Origin of the sequence: Paenibacillus yonginensis (assembly GCF_001685395.1) — a bacterium.
GTDB lineage: Bacteria > Bacillota > Bacilli > Paenibacillales > Paenibacillaceae > Fontibacillus > Fontibacillus yonginensis.
In genome coordinates this window covers 1,072,575-1,091,202 of the sequence record NZ_CP014167.1, presented here as the reverse complement: position 1 = coordinate 1,091,202, position 18,628 = coordinate 1,072,575, and the positions used below count along the sequence as shown (strand labels likewise).

Below are 18,628 nucleotides of genomic sequence, written 5' to 3'. Positions count from 1 at the left end.
CTTACGGCCTACTTCCCATTGTCCCCATCAGATTCTCCAGCGCCTTAAACAAGGTTTCAAACAACTGCTGGAAGGAATACACCAGACTTGGCATGAATACCAGCAGAAGAACCAGTCCGACAAGGATTTTCAGCGGAACACCGATGACAAAGATGTTATACTGCGGTGCCGTTTTGGCCAGAAAGCCAAGGGCAACATCTGTCAGGAACAAAGCCACGATAATCGGAGAAGCGATCTGAAACGCCAGCATAAAGGAATGGCTGAACGCGCTAACCAAGAACTCATTGATGCTCCCGCTCGCTGTCCGTGCAAAGACGTCATTGGAAAGAGGAATCCAATCATAGCTCTTCAGCATGGCCTGGATCAAATAATGATGACCGTTCATTCCCAGGAAAAACAAAGTAGCAATCGCATATTTGAAATTCCCCGTAATGGGTGCCGAGGCTCCTGTCATCGGGTCCAGCACGTTGGCGATGCCAAAACCGATTTGAATATCCAGGAAAGCGCCCGCCATAGTAATCACCGTGAACATTAAGGTTGCCACGTACCCCATGAGCAGGCCGATCAAAATCTCCCGTAAAATAAACAGAATATAAGTTAGATCCGTAGGAACCGTTTGTTTGGTCCCATAGATCAAAAAAATCAATACAGCCAAGATGCCTGAGAATCCCACTTTAAACGTGTTCGGCACCGTTCTCGCACTAAAGACAGGTGCGACAACAAAAAAAGCGGTGATTCGACAAAAAATAAGCATAAAAACAGGTAAGGCCTGCATAATCTCCATAGGTCATTGTTCCTATCCGATATAGCGGGACAAATTATTCAAAATGCTATAAGTAAAATCCACTAAGGTGGTCAGAATCCAGGGGCCAAACAGAAGCATAGCGACAAGAACGGCTACAATTTTAGGAACGAATGCCAGTGTCTGCTCCTGAATTTGGGTTGTTGCCTGAAAAATACTGATGATCAATCCGACAACCAGAGCAATAATGAGCATTGGCGCGCTGGCTTTAAGAACCGTATAAATGGCCTGCCCCGCCAGTCCAATGACAAATTGCGAATTCATCTTTGTTACCCCCAGTTCGCTTCTTTCCTTGACTTGCTGTCGATTCGCTATGAAGTGCCGAAGCTTTCAAGCAGTGACTTCACGACCAGATACCATCCATCGACCAGAACAAAAAGCAATATTTTGAACGGAAGCGAGATCATAACCGGTGGAAGCATCATCATCCCCATCGCCATCAAGGTGCTGGACACGACAATATCGATAATTAGAAAAGGAATATAAATCATAAATCCCATTTGAAACGCCGTCTTCAGTTCACTGATCGCGTAAGCCGGAACCAGTACCGTAATCGGAATGTCTTCGACCTCTTTCGGCCGCTCCATCTTGCTGTAGCTCAGAAACAGCTGCAGATCCTTGTCGCGGGTATGTTTATACATAAACTGCTTCATAGGAACAGCGGCTTTCTCCAGCGCGTCCGTCTGACTAATTTCCCCCTTCAGATAGGGCTGGAGAGCTACCTGGTTGACCTCCGACAAGGTTGGACTCATGATGAACAAGGTCATAAAGAGGGCAAGCCCTACCAGAACCTGATTGGGCGGGGCCTGCTGCGTGCCCAGCGAACTTCTAACAAACCCAAGCACCACCACAATTCGGGTAAAACTCGTCATCAGGACCAAAATGGCCGGCGCTACGCTGAGCACCGTTACAAGCAGCAGAATGGAAAGCGAGCTGGTGCCCGGCTTTCCGTCAGAATCGCCGACTTGTATATTAATGTTCGGTATCGGATCGGCCGCAGAAGCCGTTACCGAAACAACACTGAAAAGCATAATAAACAAAGCAATGATAGCTAACTTCTTTTTCATGAGTCCCTCGACCGATCTGTAGATTGATCCTCCTGAAGGATATCCTTCACCTGCTGTTTGCGATTCGGCAGCTTTCTCAGCTTTGACTCAAACACCTCGTGAAAAGCAGCTTCGTCTATTTCTTCCTCCACAGGAGGCTCTTCTTTCCGAAAGCGGGCGGCGAAAGAAGAAACGGCAGAAGTCCAATTCTTGAAATCGGGACTTGCTTCTTCAAAGCTCTGGAGAAGCAGAGCAGCTTCTGCCGGATCCAGAATTTTATCGAGTACCGTTACGTCTTCCCCAACACCCACGACATAAATACGACCGCCAATTTCCAGTACCTGAACCGATTTGTTCGGACCCAATCCCACCGCACCAAGCGTTCGGATGGAACGGCTTTTGGACATGGCTAAATTTCGGTTGCCTAGAAACCGGATCAGCAGCACGATGAGGACAATAATGACAGCCAGAACCGCAATAACTGTAAACACATTGCCTATCGGGCTTGAATAACCATCGATGCCGTTGTTTTCTGATGCTGCTAGTCCAATAAACATGACCTTTAGTCCTAAGCGCCCAATGTTTTATTGATTGCTTCAATAACCCGGTCAGATTGGAATGGTTTGACGATAAAGTCTTTGGCGCCTGCTTGAATCGCATCAATAACCATCGCTTGCTGCCCCATCGCGGAACACATGATCACTTTCGCGGAAGCGTCGATTTTCTTGATTTCTTTCAAAGCGGCAATGCCGTCCATTTCAGGCATCGTGATGTCCATTGTAATCAAATCGGGACGCAGTTCTTTATATTTCTCAATCGCCTGAGATCCGTCCTGCGCTTCACCTACGACCTCAAAGCCGTTTTTAGTCAAAATGTCGCGGATCATCATTCTCATAAATGCTGCATCGTCTACAATCAAAATTCGGTTTGCCATGGAAAATAGTCCCTCCTGAGATCTTCTCTATTGTAATTTTTGTATACGGTCCCATTGGCTGACGATATCGGTAACACGGACGCCGAAGTTTTCGTCAATTACGACTACCTCACCTTTTGCGATCAACTTGTTATTTACCAGAATGTCGACAGGTTCGCCGGCCAGCTTGTCCAGCTCGATGATGGACCCCTGCGACAGTTCCAGGATATCTTTGATTTGCTTTTGGGTTCTTCCTAATTCTACGGTGACTTTAAGGGGTATGTCCATCAATAAGTTTAAATTATTTTCATCGATATGATCGAAAGACGGCGCCTGCAAATTGGAAAACTGTACCGGCTGGACATTGATATTTCGTCCCGCAGGTGCACCATAATGCTGAGGTTGTGCATATCCGTAATTCGGCGGCATCCCATTAGGATCATAGTACCCCTGCTGCTGCGGCATTTGCGGCGGTATCTGCTGGGCCTGAGACTGAGCAGGCGCATGCGCCTGAGGTTGTGCAGGTGCAGCCTGCTCAGGTGCTGACGCTTGCGCAGAGCGTTCAGGAGCTTCAACAGCCGCGGCGGTTTCGCTCGCAGAAGATGCCGGCTCCGGTTCTGAGCCTCCAATCAGGTTTCTCACCATCTCTTTGGCGAACTGCACCGGAAGAAGCTGCATGATCGTCGAATCAATCAAATCCCCGATAGTCAGACGGAAAGAGATTTTGATTAGAACTTCATCGGGCGGAAGGTTCGAAACGCCTTCTCCGTTCTCCACATTCAAAATATCGATAGCAGGCGGAGAGATGTTTACAAATCGGTTGAAAATTGTAGACATCGACGTTGCGGACGAACCCATCATTTGATTCATTGCTTCTTGCACAGCACTGACGTGAATTTCATTCAATTCTTCATCCGCCGGGTTCCCTTCTCCCCCAAGCATTAAATCGGCGATGATTTGTGCATCCCGTTTTTTAATGACGAGTGAGTTGATTCCCTCAAATCCATCTACATAAGTTACGTGAACCGCTACATGTGGTTTGGGAAATACCTCATCAAAATCGGAGCGTTTGATTATGGACACCTTTGGTGTGGTGATGTCCACTTTCCGGTTGAGCAAAGCCGAGAGGGCCGTTGCTGCACTGCCGAAAGTAATGTTCCCGATTTCCCCCAGCGCATCCTGCTCAAGCGCCGTCAAATAATCATCAACCGTAGGTTCAAGAGTCTCCTGACTGGCTTGTTTCAGCAGCGCATCTATTTCTTCCTGGGACAAATAATCTTTACTCGTCAAGTTCTTCAACTCCTTCACTGAGAATCTCATCAATTTGAACAGCAACCCGATCTTTGAGCGTACCAGGACTGCCTCTGTATTTCAGCCGATCCCCTACACGAATAGAAAGGCCTTCATTAACAGGCTTATCCAGAGAAATAACATCGCCTACTGTCAAACCAAGGAATTCCCGAATCGTAAGCTTTGACTCTCCTAATTCTGCAACGATCGGCAAATTCGCCTTACTGACTCTGGATTGAAGAGCCTCTACTTCTTCAGGCGCCCTGGATTTCTTCTGAGAGACAAACCAGTGATGGACCGAGAGCTTTGGCATTATGGGTTCAATCACGACATGAGGTATACAAAGGTTGATCATGCCGGTTGTATCCCCGATTTTGGTGCTCAGCGAAATAAGCGCAATCGTCTCGTTGGGGGAAACGATCTGCATAAACTGCGGGTTCGTCTCCAGCCCTTCCATTCTGGGGCTGATGTCAATGACCGTCTTCCATGCTTCCTGCAGACTCTCAAACGCCCGGCTAAAGATCCGTTCCATAATAATGGTTTCAATCTCCGTCAAGGAATTGATTTTCGAAGGAGCGGTTCCGGTGCCGCCAAGAAGCCTGTCTACCATGGCATATGCCACGTTGGGATGAACCTCAAGCACCATCCGGCCTTCCAACGGCTCTGCTTCAAAGATGTTCAGTATCGTCATTTTAGGGATCGAGCGGATAAATTCATCATAAGGCAGCTGTTCTACCTGAACGACATTAATCTGAACAAAAGTCCGAAGCTGGGCCGAGAAATAAGTGGTTAAATAACGCGCAAAATTCTCATGAATTCTAGTCAAGCTACGAATATGATCTTTGGAAAATCTAACAGCACGCTTAAAATCATAAGAGCGAATCTTTCTTTGAGTTTCTTCCTTCTTAAGCTCCTCCGCATCCATTTCCCCCGAGGAGAGCGCCGCCAGCAAGGCGTCAATTTCATTCTGCGATAACACGTCTACCAAAATATCTCACCCCCTTCAAAACTTGCAGCTCCTATCTTGATGCTAAATGGCGGACATAACGAAATCCGTGACTTCAATCTGGGACAAGCTTCCTTCCGGCAGCACTTGATCGATTTTGTTCAGCAGCTCCGTGCAAAGTTGGTCTTTTCCTTTAGCTCCCGTCAGCTCCTCCGGCTTTTTCTCTGCCAGCGTCTTAATAATGATCGGCTTCACTTTATATTCTGCAACTTTGTCGAAAGCTGCTTTGGCCTTCTCATTGTTCAGCTGAAACGCAAAGTTAATGCTCAGAATATAGCTGGGATCCGACAAATTGGTTTTAATGCCGTCGATGACGGAAGTCAATTTCACAATCTCGTCAGCCGATAATTTGTGGGCAGCTTCCGTTTTTTTGGCCGAAGCATCTCCCCCTGCCGGGCTGGTTCCGGGTTTGACGATCAGGAATGCTGCCAGCGCGATCAGCGTTATCGACAACAGCATCGTGATCAGCCAAGGAAACATTTTTTTCATGATAATTCCTCCGTTTGTTGCACTTTAATAGCAGCTGCATGCATACCAATTTCCTTATAATAATCCTGGATTTTCTGCAGTACCTCCGCCGCTTTCTCCAACACGATCAAACGCTTACCGGTCACTAGAGTTATGTAAGTGTCCGGTGTTTCTTCCACGGATTCAATCATAATGGCATTTACCCAAAATGATGTTCCGTTAATTCTGGTAACTGAAATCATGGCGCCTCCCGAAAATGCGGGGAAGGGGGGTTCCCCTCCCCGACTATTTAGTTAAACTACCGTTTCAGGTTTACAACTTCCTGCAGTACCTCGTCAGAAGTTGTAATAATACGGGAATTGGCCTGGAATCCACGTTGAGCTACGATCATTTCCGTAAACTCGCCCGTCAGGTCGACGTTGGACATTTCCAGCTGTCCGGAGATAATGGCACCCGTGCCCACTTCCGCATTATTTGCTGTTGTCGGCTCAAGTTCACCATCAGGGTTAGCGTTGAGCGTCATCCGGTACAGGTTGCCGCCAATTTTTTCAAGACCTTCCGGGTTGACGACCTTTCCCACTCCAACTTGAACACCATTTTCCGTAGTGCCATCAGCCAGTTTTTGAACAATTGTGCCGTCCTGGGAAATAGTGAACGCCGTAACATTCTCTGTGTCGATCGTAATGGGATCCCCAGCAGAATCACAAACAAACAATCCATCGGAAGTGACAAGGTTGCCTGCCGCATCCATATGAAAGTCTCCTGCCCGTGTTAAATAAGGCATATCTTGATCGGGCGTCATTTTTACCAGGAAAAATCCATCGCCATCCAGACGAAGATCCAACGGATTATTAGTTGTCTGTGCACTGCCGGCCGTGTGTAGGGTATCGATAGAACCGATAGATACACCTAAGCCGATCTGTTTTGCATTGACGCCGGCGGATTCCCCATCAACTGGTGCTGTAACCCCCGAAACGGTTTGGCTCATAATATCTTTAAACATTACACGGCCGGATTTAAAGCCAACTGTATTTACATTGGCAATGTTGTTGCCGATAACGTCCAGTTTGGTTTGAAATCCCCGCATGCCCGAAACGCCCGAATACATGGATCTTAACATTGTTTTGTTTCCTCCCTAAAAAAGGTTGATGAAGTTTGCATCAGTCGATCAGCAAACTATGGTTTAGCTCTCCGTAACCGGGCCAGCTAAAATTAATGGATGATGACGGCACTGTCGATCTGCGTAAATACATTGTTTTTCATACTTTTTCCATCCATGGCCGTTACAACGGTTCGATTCCCGACATTTACGATGAAAGCCATATCCTTCATTAAGATCAGCGAATCCTTTGAACCTTTGGCTGCGGCGTCATCAATGGCTTGTCCGATTTGGCCAAGCTGTTCCGGCCTCAGCTGAATGCCGCGCTGCTCCAGTCTTTTGGCAGCATGATTGCTGAACCGCACCATCTCCTGATTCAGAACGTTCTGAAAGGAAGCAGAGCTTTCCGCAGCGGAGGAATTGGACTTGACTGCCGGCTGGGTTAACGAGCCTGGCTGTAATCGTCCGGGGTACAGCCGGCCTACTGTAAAGGAGTCACTCATAAGCCGCTCCCCGCCGGGTTCTGCTCACTCTGATCCCCCGTCTTACTGTTGTCTTCACCCGAAGGGGCCGCATCGTCAGGATTGTCGATTTGCAGAATTTTGGTTACAGGAACTTCATTGCTGCCAATTTTGGCGTATTGAATGCCCGAGCGAACCACAATTCCATCAATGATGCCTTTTAAGGTATAACCATCGTCACTGGCTGTATCGCCATCAATGACGTAAGCTTTCGAAGAATCGGAATTGTCCTGCATCCAGGTCGCTTCCTTGCCAATCAGACTGGATACGCTGCCCAGCGACAAACTCATGGTGTTCAGCTGGCTTGAAATATTGACAAGCTGCTCTACCGAAGTAAACTGAGCCATCTGCGCTATAAACTCTTTGTCTTCCATAGGCTGCATAGGATCCTGATTCTGCAGCTGTGTGATCAGAATTTTCAGGAACTGGTCTTTGCCTAAGGATTGTGTGTCTTTGGCTGCCGCAGTTTGAACATTCGAAGCTGAATAATTCGGCCAGCTTACATTTGTAGGAATACTGTCTGCCATTATCGTTTCCTCCTTCCTTCGATACTCCTTGCCTGAATCACTGGATTAGGCCTTAGCTACAAAGGAACTTCCGTAGTTCTCCTGTTTGGCCTGCACTTCTCTAACCCAATCATTCCATTCCTCAATCGAATCGAGACTTGTTAATCCGTCATCCTCCTCGCCTGTACGGCGGCGGTTGTTCTGACGCTGCTGCGAGCCGTTTCCCGACTGCTTGCCGTCTTGATACATGTGGGAAGATAAAGAACTGTTCTGCGTCACCTCAAGCTTCTCTACCTGCAGCCCCTGGGATTGAAGCGCCGTCCGAAGCTGAGACATCTGCTGTTCAAGCGAATCTTTGGCGAAAGCATGCTCAGTTACAAACTGGGCCACAAGCTGTCCATTATGCAAAGTAATGCGGATATCTACTTGTCCCAGATGCTCCGGAGTTAAAGAGATCTTAGCTTCCGAAACGCCCTGCAGCTTGACGATATCAAGTTTGCTCACTACAAACCGCGTCATTTCTTGGGCAAACTGTTCAACCGGCACAGGCGCTGGCGCTTTCTGCACAGCAGCCATACCGTCTCTGAGCTGGAGCTGCCCGGCGGTTACCACATTAGTTCCCGAGAAAGGCGGCTGATCAGAAGACTGGTTTTGCGAAGAAGCGTTGTTCTCCGTAGTTTGAGCCGTTTGTACGGACAGAAGCTGGGCAGGCTGTATCTGCCGATCTGCCGTTTTATCGCCTTGGACCGTTGTTGGATCGGCTGGAGCAAACCCATTGTCTGCTTGAACAGTCAGCTGCGGATTTTGTGCTTGAACATTAGGGTTCTGCAGCATTCCCAGCGTTTTCTGCAAAGAAGACACCAGCTGGTCGAACGAACCTTTCAGTTGGGACGTCATCCCTGCTGAACCAGCGTTACCTGCAAGCTCCTTCAAAGATTGAATCATATCCAGCAAAGCAAACTTAATGGTATCCGGCTGTTTGGCTAGCAGAGGCAACTCGGAAAGTCCAGAACCCGGGGTGGAAGCGGCTGCGGCAGGTAATTCCCCTTTTGCTGTTCCTGCCTGCAAATCGCCCATTCCTTGAAGCAGCTGCATCGCCTGCTGAATCCACAGCTGAAGCTGCGTCATGAGCTGCGGATCGGCTGTTATCAAGTCTTGAAGATCTTTGGAGTTTTGCAGCAAGTCGGCAAGAGCATCAAGCGCCTTGGACAACCCGCTTGCGTTAGTGCCTGGACTGCTTGTCTCCGCCTCTCCAGAAGCTGCCGGCTTCCCCCCGTTCAGCAGAGCCAAGATAGAAGCTGCCAGCTGCAGACCGGCGTTTTCATCCGAAAGGTTGCCGGCTTTCTGCGTAGAGTCGCCAGCTTCAGCCGGAATACCTGCCATGAACTGAATAAGTGTCCCGCTGAATGTAGCTCCCTGCGCGGCTTTGCTGCCCGCTGCAGTCCCGGAAGCCCCGGCTGCTGCGCCAGAAGCCGAAGCAGCTCCAGAACCCGCAGAAGCTGCTGCCCCCGCTGTTCCTGTTGAACCACCGGATGCTGCCGCGGCTGTCGAAGCGGCTGGTGTGTTTTGAATCGAACTCATATTGTTATCACCTCCTTTCAAGGAATACCGGCTATTATTTGCTGCTGACCAGCCGGTTCAAAATTTTTGCTGTAGCCGCATCATCTTCATCAGACATCGCCGCCAGGATCCGCGAACGGGTCGCATCGTCCACGGCATGAAGGATCGAAAGTGTTTTATCAGGACTAATCGTATTGGTCTGGAGCAGCAGCTTTGCCGCTTTGGTCGGATCCATGGTCGCAAAAGTTTGGCTTAGCTGTGTAGTGTCCAGTCCCGTTGCCGCAGTGGATCCCGAGCTGCTCTTACCGCCGGTGCTCTCCTCTTTTTTCAATCTTGACTGAAGGGCGGCTATCGCCAAATCCTCCGAGGTTTCCGCATCCTTCAGTCGGATGGATATTTCAGCAGCCTGCTTCGGATCCATCTTCTCAAGAATGGCTGATTTGCTTTCATTGCTCATCGCTTTGAACAGCAGTACGTTCTCTTCGGTCGTCAAATTGCTCATGATGCTAGCCGCCTTGCCTGCATTCATTTCTCCATAAAGCTGGGCAAGCTTTTTGACTTCCTTTTGATAGTTATCAGCTGCTTCATTGGCGGTCTGCTGAGCCTGCTCATTTTTTTGCTCTGTAGCTTCATCCAGCTTGGCTTGCAGGTCGTTGACCTTCTCCGTTTGTTCAGCAGTCTGCTCATTCGCTTTCTGAATTTGCTTTTGCTGCTCCGCCAGCTGATTTTTAAGCTCTTTGATAGTGGCTTCGGAGCTCTTCTCCTGTTCGGCGGCTCCCGCTGTCCCTTTAGCTTCCGTCTTAACCGGTTCTGGCACCCACTGGTTAACGAACGGAACTTTGTTAAGCGCCGTTAACGCCTTATTCTGTACATCCTTATTTAACAGCGTCAGCAGCACGCCCAGCAGCACTATCGTAAACAAGATAGGTGTAACAAAAAACAAAAACCGTCCAAATCCCCCGCTTGTTTCTCTCTCTTCTATTTCTGCTTGCGCCAAAATGAAATCCTCCTCTCCAAAAAGCTCGGAACCAACATTACCGGGCTCTCATGGCAAACCGGACGGTCGCCACCTCGTCCAGCTCGTTTTGTTCCCTGAGAAGCATCTGCTGGCGGAACGCGTCAAGCGCCTTGTCTTTTGCCTTTAGCCAAACCTTCTCGTCCAGCATTCTGCTGCTTAAATGGGCTTTGTTTTTCTCCACGTTCTGTTCAGCATAATCAACATCTTTGGATTTCAGGGCAATGCAGCGCTCCAGATGATCGGAGTATTGCTGTAAGGCCTGAAGTTTCAAACAAGAGGAGGACTTCTGAGCTTCCTCCTGAATGGCCGCTGTCAGCTTCCGTTTATCCTCCATCAGCTGCTCGAGACTGCTCATTTCGTTTTGCAGAACGCCTATTGCCGCAGAAAGCATCCATTCCGCCTGTGTTTTTTTCGTTGGTCTTCAAGTCAACTATTTTTTGAAAGGCGTAATTAAATTTCACGATTCAATCATCCTCCTGAAAATTCGGCAATCAAACGCTGCGTTGCTTCCTCAAGCGTGACCTTCTCGTTCACCTTTTGTTTCGTAAACTCCCAAACTCTTTCAATAGAGTCGATAGCTTCATCGATTTGCGCATTAGAACCTTTTTGATAAGCCCCAATATTAATCAGATCTTCGGATTCCTTGTACACCGACATAATCCGTTTCAAATTGTTGGCTGCATCCATTTGTTCTTCGGACGTAATATCCTTCATGACCCGGCTGATGCTGGCCAAAATATCAATGGCCGGAAAATGACCTTTGTTGGCGATATTCCGGTTCAGGACGATATGGCCATCCAAAATCCCGCGAACCGCATCGGCGATCGGTTCATTCATGTCGTCTCCATCCACCAGCACGGTATAAAAGGCGGTAATGGAACCCGTCTTCCCGGTTCCCGCCCGTTCAAGCAGCTTTGGCAAAGCGGCAAAAACCGAAGGCGTATAGCCGCGCATCGCCGGCGGCTCTCCAACGGCCAACCCCACCTCGCGGAGCGCCATCGCATAACGGGTAACCGAGTCCATCATAAGCATGACATTCATACCGCGATCCCGGAAAAATTCAGCAATCGTTGTTGCGATAAGCGCCCCCTTCATCCGGATCAATGCCGGCTGATCCGATGTAGCCACAATCACTACAGATCTAGCCAAACCTTCCGGCCCCAGGTCGCGCTCGATAAAATCAAGCACTTCTCTTCCGCGTTCCCCGATCAGGGCGATGACGTTGACGTCAGCCGAGGTGTTGCGGGCAATCATACCCATCAGCGTGCTTTTCCCAACCCCGGAGCCGGCAAAAATCCCCACCCGCTGGCCTTTGCCAATCGTCAGCAAGCCGTCGATGGCCCGGACCCCAATGCTGATCGGGTCCTTGACACGCGGTTTCGCCAGCGGATTCACCGGCTTGTTCAGCGTCGAGAAGTGTCCTATTCTCGATGGCAGCAGCGAACCGTCCAGAGGCTGGCCAAGCCCGTCCAGCACTTTGCCGAGCAGCTCCGATCCCACTTGAACGGTAAGCGGTTTGCCCGTACCGACGACATCGCAGCCCGGCCCAATGGAATGAAGCTCGCCAAGCGGCATCAGCAGCACCTTATTGTCACGGAATCCAACCACCTCCGCTTTGAGCGGGGCAGCCGATTTGCCGGGATAGATTTCGCAAACGTCGCCGATGCTAGCATCCGGGCCTTCCGACTCCACCATCAAACCGATAACCTGCGTCACTTTGCCGTTTACCCGGACAGGGTCGATTTCTCTCAAATGCTCCAGGTAGGTCTCGAGATTAAACATGGTCATCATCCATTCTTTGATCTTCGGCGTGCTGGGAGATTCGCAGCAATTCTTTTTTGATCTCTGTCAACTGCGTATCGATTCTCGCATCAATGCTTCCGAAAGAAGAGCGGATGACGCAGCCATGATCCTTTACACTGGAATCCGGAATAATCAGCAGCTCCGCCTGCGAGTCAATAACAAGCGATAGTTCTTCTTTGGCCGCTTGAACAAAAGAATAATGGGAAGGTGAAACGCAAAGCGTTAACGTTCCCTGCTCTTTTTTGCGGGCCAGGCTCCGTTCAATAAGGTCCAGAGCATATTCGGGTTCAAGCGTCAGCTGTTTATCAATGATTTTTCTGGCAATTTCACAGCTGAGAGCAACAACAAAAGGTTCTGCTTCCTGGATGATCTGTTCTTTATTTCTCTGCGCTTCTGTCAGCACGGCTTGCGCTTCGCCCATCATCCGGTCAATCTGCTGCTGCAGCTCGAGTTCAACCTGCTGACGGCCTTCTTCATAGCCCTGGTGAAACCCTTCGGCCTTCGAAGCTTCGATCAGCTGTTCATCCTGCTGCCTCCTCTCCTGCCACCAGGCTTCAATCTGCTGTTTGGCTTCTTCCATAAGCCGCTCCGCTTCCTCCGAAGCTTCACGAACCTGACGTTCGGCAAACTCCTTGGCATCTTGCAAAATTTCCGCGCGGGTCTGTTCCGCTTCCTCGACCCTTTGCCTATAAGCAGCTTCATGCTCCGAATGTTCATGGTCCGCCTGCTCAGGCGCAGTTGATTCATAATGTTTGGAGAGGTCCAATTGCTTCAAGTTATCCAGTGGGACATATTGGGTAGCTTTGATCAATTTAGACAATGATGTCATCTCCTCCGCCGCGAGCGATGATAATTTCACCGGCTTCCTCAAGTCTTCTGATTGTAGCTACGATGCGGGTCTGAGCTTCCTCAACGTCACGCAGCCGCACCGGACCCATATATTCCATTTCTTCTTTGAAGGTTTCCGACATCCGTTTGGACATGTTGCGGAAAACCGCCTCCCGCACCTCTTCGCTGGCCACTTTGAGCGCAAGCTGCAGATCGGCATTGTCAATATCCCGGATGATCCGCTGAATGGAGCGGTTATCCACATTGACGATATCCTCGAATACAAACATCCGCTTCTTGATTTCCTCGGCCAGCTCGGGATCCTGTATTTCCAGAGAATCCAGAATCGTTCTTTCTGTACCGCGGTCTACGCCGTTCAGAATCTGAACAATCGATTCGATGCCGCCCGCCGATGTGTAGTCCTGAGTTACTGTTGAAGAAAGCTTTTGCTCAAGCACACGTTCGACCTGGGCGATAACTTCCGGAGACGTGCTGTCCATTACCGCAATTCTTCTGGCCACTTCAGCCTGCTTCTCTTGCGGAAGAGAAGAGAGAATCGCCGCTGCCTGCTCAAACTGCAAATAGGATAGAACAAGGGCGATTGTCTGTGCATTTTCGTTCTGAATGAAATTCAGAATCTGATTCGGATCGGCTTTTCTCGCAAAATCGAACGGTCTAACCTGCAAGGTGGCCGTCAGGCGATTGATGATATCCATCGCTTTCTGCTGGCCCAGCGCTTTCTCCAAAATATCTTTGGCGTAGTTGATGCCGCCCTGCGAAATATATTCCTGAGCCAAACAGATTTGGTGGAACTCAGCCATAACCATATCTTTTTCCACTGAATCCACTTTCCGCACATTTGCGATTTCCAGTGTCAGCTGCTCAATTTCCTCGTCTCTCAGATGTTTGAAAATCTGGGCCGAAACCTCCGGCCCTAATGTAATCAGCAGGATTGCCGCTTTCTGCTTCCCCGTCAACCCCTGGGTGCTCAACTTAGACAATGAAAATCACCTCTATTCCTCAGCAAGCCAAGTACGGAGCAGATTGACGAACTCGTCTGGTTTCTTTTTGGCCAGATTCTCCAATTGCTTTCTGACTTGGTTCTCGTTTGTAACGCTCTCCAGATTGATCGATGGGTATTCCGTCGCCACCGGAAGCGGAACATCCTCCACTTCCGCCTCCAGCCGCGCACGTCTGCGGTTTCTGAAGATGAGAACACCCGCTACGCCGACTGCGAGGAGCGCCACGGCTCCAAGCCCCCACATCCACAAGCTGGAAAGACCCGTTTTGCTGTCTGCCGTACTGCTTCCTTCAAAAGCTTGTCCATAAACCGAAACTTTTTGACTGAGTTGCTCGTCTGTATAAGTAGTTCCTGAATCGGCCAAATAAGAAGCGACTATATTCTTCAAAATTTTATCTATGGCGTCTTGTGTGGTTTTATCCAAAGAAGTTTGTCCATTTGGTGGTTCAACCAGCACATTAATGGTTAAATCTTTTACAACATAGGGACTTGCTACGATATCCTTGGTAATATGGTTCACTTCATAGTTAATGGTTGATGAGTTCTCTTCCGAATTGGTATTGTTGCCTGAGGCTGAAGAAGGATAACCCGGCACATCGCTGCCCCCTGTTCCTGCTACTCCGCCATCCGTGCTTCCCGAACCGGAATAAGTGTTCTGAACGGTTTGGGCACTGATCGCAATACCTTTCATGTTCTCTTCGTCAACCGGAGTCACCAGCTGTTCCTTCGAGCTTACTTGGTCAAAGTTCAACTTGGAGGCAACAAGCACCTCGATTTTATCCGGACCTGTCAGTTTGCTTAAAAATTGTTTAACGCTTTGTCTTACGTCGTTCTCAAATTTTTTCTGCAAGTTCAGGTTTTCCTGCACGGCTCCCGTGAGGGTTCCGGATGTTCCTCCTTGACCTGAAGGAAGCAATTCGGTGTCGCCCCCGGTGATTGTAATATTTTCTACCGGAAGATTTGGTACTGCGGTCTTAACTAAATTGAAGTATCCGTCGATATTATCTTGTGTAGGACGAAAGCCAGGCTTGAAATCGAGGACCACCGATGCCGAGGCCTTTTCTTGTTCGTCCGCACTTGCAAACACGTTTTGAGTCGGGAGGTTGATCAGGACCTTCGCATTTTGAACGCCGCCCGTTCTTTTTAGCAGCTGTTCAACCTCACCGTTCAAGGCGCTTTTATATTTGACATTAAACTCTTCGTCAGTCATCCCGATTACACTCGAGCTCCCGCCAAATGCCTTATCAAAACCAATGGACCCGCTTTGGATAATCCCCTGCGAACCAATGTCGACTTTAAGCCGCGAGGCATCCGTACTTGGGACGGAGATACTTTTTCCATCGCTGCTGAGTTTATAAGGCGTCCCCTTTGTATCCAAGTAGGACATAATTCCTGCCGCATCCGTGGAATCAAGCCCGGTAAAAGCAACCTCATATTCCGTCTTTGAGAATTGTACAGTCAAAAGAATGATAGCCAGCAGGATAATCCCTGCCGTAGATAGGAATAACGTTTTCTGCTTTTTGCTGAAATTGTTCCAGTACTGGATAATCTTATCCCTATACTGGGCGATTCTCTCATTCACATTGTCACCTCATCCGAAACTTGGCTTAACTGTTCGTGCTTACATTTGGGTTCGCATAATTTCCTGATAGGCTTCAATTACCTTGTTACGAACTTGAGTAGTAAGCTGTAAACTAAGCAAAGCCTGTTCCGATCCGATCATCACCTGATCCACATTAACTTTACCAGCCATAAACTGGTTATTAAGCGTTTGAACGTTCTGTTCCTGGGCCGCTACACCGTCAATGGCATTCTTCAAATAGGAACCAAAGCTGTTAAGACTCTCTGCCGGAGTAGGAGTGTCTGTAACGGGCTGTGGTTTGATCAATTCAAGCTGCTGTACGGCAGGTATGCTGATATTCTGAATCATTTATATAATCCTCCTAATCTCTAAGTCTTGAATTATTTTCCGATTTGCAGTGCTTTGGTGAGCATGCTCTTCGATGCATTTAAAGCTGTTACGTTAGCTTCATAAGAACGGGATGCCGAAATCATATCGACCATTTCTTTCACCGTATCGACATTCGGCATATACACGTACCCTTCACTATCCGCATCAGGATGATTAGGGTCATACACCGGCTTGAACGGAGATTGGTCCTCCTCGATGGCTTTGACCTTAACCCCCTGCCCCGCCGAGGATTGTCCATTCATTGCCTGGTTCAGAACGTTACTGAAAGGGGTTTGATCCGAAGAAAGAACCACCATTTTCCGGCGGTAAGGCACTGCTTTTCCGTTCACCACGGAAGCACGTGTCGTTTCTGCATTTGCAATGTTGGAGGAAATAACGTCCATACGCAAACGCTGAGCGGTCAGAGCTGACGAACTAATACCAAAGCTGTTGCTAATGTTCATAATTAAACATTGCCTCCCACTGCTGTCTTCATCATTTTAATCTGATAATTAAGCTCCTCTATGTAAGAGTTATAACGCAATTGGTTCTCCGCTAATAAGGACATCTCACGATCTATATCTACATTGTTCAGATTGTTGTTCATGGTCGTCGAGTTATCTGTTGTTACTTTAGCTGATGGTACTTTTGTTGAAGCTCCTATTACAAAATGTCTGGGATCTGTCCGCAGTCCCGACAATTGCTTCGTCCCGTTGTTCATTTCGTTCTGAAGCAAAGACTCAAAAGAGACATCCGACCGTTTAAACTTTGGGGTGTCTACATTGGCAATATTATTTGCGATTACATTTTGCCTCAAATCGGAAGCTTGAATCGCATTTTGCAGGCGGTCAAAGTTTGCTCCATTCAGCAGCTGCATCTCTTCACTCTCCTCCTATGTCCCTATCTTTTTAGGCCCTTATTAACATTTCAACATTTTTCGATATTTTCCTCTTTTTCTCGACAATTAGGACAAATTTGATTTATTCCTTATGTCCTATTATAGAAAAATATTGATCAACTACCTATAACCTAAGTTTCTTATTGTTTGTAATATAATACAATAAGAAAAAAGGACTATCTTTTGCGAAAAACCGGCACAATCTTGTATATTTTATCATTATTTTTGAATAATTGCTTATATATTTTTCCATAAACCGACACAGTTAGGACCAAACCATGTCAAACAAAACAAGAGACCGACCATCGTCCTAGATCATCAGGACATGGGTCGGTCTCTTTCCTTTTTTTATATTCTATGAACGCTTGACACCTACAAAATGTATTGACTCAGATCACGATCCTCAGCAATATCCCCCAGTTTGCCTCTCACATACTGAGGGGTAATCACAAATTGCTCCAAAGTCAGCTCCGGCGCTTCGAAGGACAAATCCTCCAGCAGCTTCTCCAATATAGTATGAAGCCGGCGGGCGCCGATATTTTCATTATTGGCATTTACCGTAGCGGCAATTGATGCAATTTCTCGAATGGCCTCCGGTGAGAATTCGATCTGGATATTTTCTGTAGCCAGCAAGTCAGCATATTGCTTCGTCAAAGCATTCTGTGGTTCAGTCAAAATAGACACAAAATCGTCCAAACTTAAACTGCTGAGCTCAACGCGAATCGGGAATCGTCCCTGCAGCTCGGGAATCAGATCAGAAGGTTTCGAGACGTGGAAAGCGCCGGCCGCTATGAACAAGATATAATCCGTCTTGACCGGGCCGTATTTGGTCATAACCGTGGAACCTTCAACAATAGGTAAAATGTCCCGCTGTACGCCTTCTCTAGAAACGTCCGGTCCGGATCCCTGCCCTTTGCTGGCCACCTTGTCGATCTCGTCTATAAAAATAATCCCGGACTGCTCCGCCCGGCCGACCGCCTCCTGGACCAGATCATCATGATCAATCAGTTTGTTGGCTTCTTCCTGGGTCAACACCTTGCGGGCTTCCTTTACGCTGAGCTTACGTTTTCTGGTCCGTTTCGGCATAAAGCTGCCCAGCATCTCCTGCATGTTCATGCCCATTTGATCGCCGCCTTGACCGGACAGCATATCCAGCATCGTAGGGGTGGTATCCTCCACATCAATTTCAACAATCTCATCTTCCAGGCTGCCCGATAGCAGTTTAAACCGGATTTGGCGCCGTTTCTCTGCAAGCTGGCTGTCTTTCTCTTCCTCAGCTTTTCCGGAATTCGGCTCCTGGGTTTGTCCCGATCCGCCGCCAAACAGCATTTCAAATGGATTGCGCTGCTGCTTGTTCTGGGCTGTAGAAGGAGCCAGCAGCTGAATCAAACGTTCGTTGGCAAGCTCTTCCGCCTTATCCTGTACTTGTTCGGTACGCTCGGCTTTCACCATTCGGATGGAGGTTTCAATCAGATCACGTATCATGGATTCGACATCCCGGCCTACGTAACCCACCTCTGTGAATTTCGTGGCTTCGACCTTAACAAACGGGGCACCTACCAGTTTGGCCAATCGGCGGGCGATTTCCGTCTTCCCGACGCCTGTAGGTCCAATCATCAAAATATTTTTCGGAACAATTTCATCTCTTACATCGTCATGAAGCAGGCTCCGGCGATAACGGTTGCGAAGGGCAACGGCTACGGACTTCTTGGCCTGTTTCTGTCCAACAATATATTTATCCAGCTCGGTCACAATTTCTCTTGGCGTTAGCGATTGATTTCTCATACCTCGTGCCTCCTGAAAAATAAGACCGGCTTCTCTCGTAAGGAAGTCTAATCCACCAGAAAAAAGCCGGCCCCAGTTTGACAGTCTAAAAGACCGCCTTATCTCTCATTCTA

The 18,628-nt window shown here is 48.4% G+C and carries 22 protein-coding genes and 1 pseudogene; all 23 read right to left on the bottom strand.

The genetic code is table 11. The annotated features are described in order from the left end of the window. Position 1: 1 nt before the first annotated feature. Complete coding sequence (gene fliR, locus AWM70_RS05040) at positions 2 to 784, bottom strand: flagellar biosynthetic protein FliR (RefSeq protein WP_068694620.1); 783 nt, start codon at positions 782 to 784, stop codon at positions 2 to 4. A gap of 12 nt (positions 785 to 796) precedes the next feature. Then, entirely contained in the window at positions 797 to 1,066 is a 270-nt protein-coding gene (gene fliQ, locus AWM70_RS05035; protein ID WP_068694619.1) for a flagellar biosynthesis protein FliQ, read from the bottom strand. A 47-nt stretch (positions 1,067 to 1,113) separates the two neighbouring features. After that, positions 1,114 to 1,833, bottom strand: coding sequence for a flagellar type III secretion system pore protein FliP (gene fliP / locus AWM70_RS05030; protein ID WP_418303211.1), 720 nt, complete (start codon positions 1,831 to 1,833; stop codon positions 1,114 to 1,116). 32 nt (positions 1,834 to 1,865) lie between these two features. Continuing rightward, positions 1,866 to 2,405 carry a flagellar biosynthetic protein FliO gene (locus AWM70_RS05025; protein WP_083180131.1) on the bottom strand — a complete coding sequence of 180 codons (540 nt, stop codon included), beginning with the start codon at positions 2,403 to 2,405 and terminating at the stop codon, positions 1,866 to 1,868. 11 nt (positions 2,406 to 2,416) lie between these two features. Then, positions 2,417 to 2,782, bottom strand: a complete 366-nt coding sequence (locus tag AWM70_RS05020; protein ID WP_068694617.1) for a response regulator — start codon at positions 2,780 to 2,782, stop codon at positions 2,417 to 2,419. A gap of 27 nt (positions 2,783 to 2,809) precedes the next feature. After that, entirely contained in the window at positions 2,810 to 4,051 is a 1,242-nt protein-coding gene (gene fliY, locus AWM70_RS05015) for a flagellar motor switch phosphatase FliY (RefSeq protein WP_068694616.1), read from the bottom strand. Then, positions 4,041 to 5,039, bottom strand: a complete 999-nt coding sequence (gene fliM, locus AWM70_RS05010) for a flagellar motor switch protein FliM (protein WP_068694615.1) — start codon at positions 5,037 to 5,039, stop codon at positions 4,041 to 4,043. Before fliM ends, fliY begins: the two co-directional genes overlap by 11 nt. A gap of 42 nt (positions 5,040 to 5,081) precedes the next feature. Beyond that, on the bottom strand, positions 5,082 to 5,546 hold the full coding sequence (locus AWM70_RS05005; RefSeq protein WP_068694614.1) for a flagellar basal body-associated FliL family protein: 465 nt from the start codon (positions 5,544 to 5,546) through the stop codon (positions 5,082 to 5,084). Beyond that, positions 5,543 to 5,767 (bottom strand): flagellar FlbD family protein, encoded by a 225-nt coding sequence (locus tag AWM70_RS05000; protein WP_068694613.1) that lies wholly within the window; start codon positions 5,765 to 5,767, stop codon positions 5,543 to 5,545. Before AWM70_RS05000 ends, AWM70_RS05005 begins: the two co-directional genes overlap by 4 nt. 56 nt (positions 5,768 to 5,823) lie before the next feature. Then, positions 5,824 to 6,645 (bottom strand): flagellar basal body rod protein FlgG, encoded by an 822-nt coding sequence (gene flgG / locus AWM70_RS04995; RefSeq protein WP_068694612.1) that lies wholly within the window; start codon positions 6,643 to 6,645, stop codon positions 5,824 to 5,826. A 92-nt stretch (positions 6,646 to 6,737) separates the two neighbouring features. Continuing rightward, a complete protein-coding gene (locus AWM70_RS04990) occupies positions 6,738 to 7,127 on the bottom strand; it encodes a TIGR02530 family flagellar biosynthesis protein (RefSeq protein ID WP_068694611.1) in 390 nt (129 codons plus the stop codon). Next, positions 7,124 to 7,672, bottom strand: coding sequence for a flagellar hook capping FlgD N-terminal domain-containing protein (locus AWM70_RS04985; protein ID WP_068694610.1), 549 nt, complete (start codon positions 7,670 to 7,672; stop codon positions 7,124 to 7,126). Before AWM70_RS04985 ends, AWM70_RS04990 begins: the two co-directional genes overlap by 4 nt. Before the next feature lie 45 nt (positions 7,673 to 7,717). Next, entirely contained in the window at positions 7,718 to 9,232 is a 1,515-nt protein-coding gene (locus AWM70_RS04980; protein WP_068694609.1) for a flagellar hook-length control protein FliK, read from the bottom strand. Between the two features lie 34 nt (positions 9,233 to 9,266). Beyond that, positions 9,267 to 10,208, bottom strand: a complete 942-nt coding sequence (locus tag AWM70_RS04975; RefSeq protein WP_068694608.1) for a MotE family protein — start codon at positions 10,206 to 10,208, stop codon at positions 9,267 to 9,269. A gap of 37 nt (positions 10,209 to 10,245) precedes the next feature. Next, a pseudogene (gene fliJ, locus AWM70_RS04970) lies at positions 10,246 to 10,690 on the bottom strand (flagellar export protein FliJ). Between the two features lie 7 nt (positions 10,691 to 10,697). Further along, positions 10,698 to 12,011: a flagellar protein export ATPase FliI gene (gene fliI / locus AWM70_RS04965; RefSeq protein ID WP_418303200.1), complete on the bottom strand. Its 1,314-nt coding sequence runs from the start codon at positions 12,009 to 12,011 to the stop codon at positions 10,698 to 10,700. Beyond that, a complete protein-coding gene (locus AWM70_RS04960; protein ID WP_068694607.1) occupies positions 12,004 to 12,852 on the bottom strand; it encodes a FliH/SctL family protein in 849 nt (282 codons plus the stop codon). The genes fliI and AWM70_RS04960 overlap by 8 nt, the downstream gene beginning before the upstream one ends. After that, entirely contained in the window at positions 12,845 to 13,852 is a 1,008-nt protein-coding gene (gene fliG / locus AWM70_RS04955) for a flagellar motor switch protein FliG (protein WP_418303210.1), read from the bottom strand. Before fliG ends, AWM70_RS04960 begins: the two co-directional genes overlap by 8 nt. Positions 13,853 to 13,873: 21 nt before the next feature. Next, entirely contained in the window at positions 13,874 to 15,463 is a 1,590-nt protein-coding gene (gene fliF, locus AWM70_RS04950) for a flagellar basal-body MS-ring/collar protein FliF (protein WP_068694605.1), read from the bottom strand. Positions 15,464 to 15,502: 39 nt separating this feature from the next. Next, positions 15,503 to 15,811, bottom strand: coding sequence for a flagellar hook-basal body complex protein FliE (gene fliE, locus AWM70_RS04945; protein ID WP_068694604.1), 309 nt, complete (start codon positions 15,809 to 15,811; stop codon positions 15,503 to 15,505). A 32-nt stretch (positions 15,812 to 15,843) separates the two neighbouring features. Next, positions 15,844 to 16,296: a flagellar basal body rod protein FlgC gene (gene flgC / locus AWM70_RS04940; RefSeq protein ID WP_068694603.1), complete on the bottom strand. Its 453-nt coding sequence runs from the start codon at positions 16,294 to 16,296 to the stop codon at positions 15,844 to 15,846. A 2-nt stretch (positions 16,297 to 16,298) separates the two neighbouring features. After that, positions 16,299 to 16,709, bottom strand: a complete 411-nt coding sequence (gene flgB / locus AWM70_RS04935) for a flagellar basal body rod protein FlgB (protein ID WP_068694602.1) — start codon at positions 16,707 to 16,709, stop codon at positions 16,299 to 16,301. 393 nt (positions 16,710 to 17,102) lie between these two features. After that, positions 17,103 to 18,515 carry an ATP-dependent protease ATPase subunit HslU gene (hslU, locus tag AWM70_RS04930; RefSeq protein WP_068694601.1) on the bottom strand — a complete coding sequence of 471 codons (1,413 nt, stop codon included), beginning with the start codon at positions 18,513 to 18,515 and terminating at the stop codon, positions 17,103 to 17,105. Positions 18,516 to 18,628: the final 113 nt, after the last annotated feature.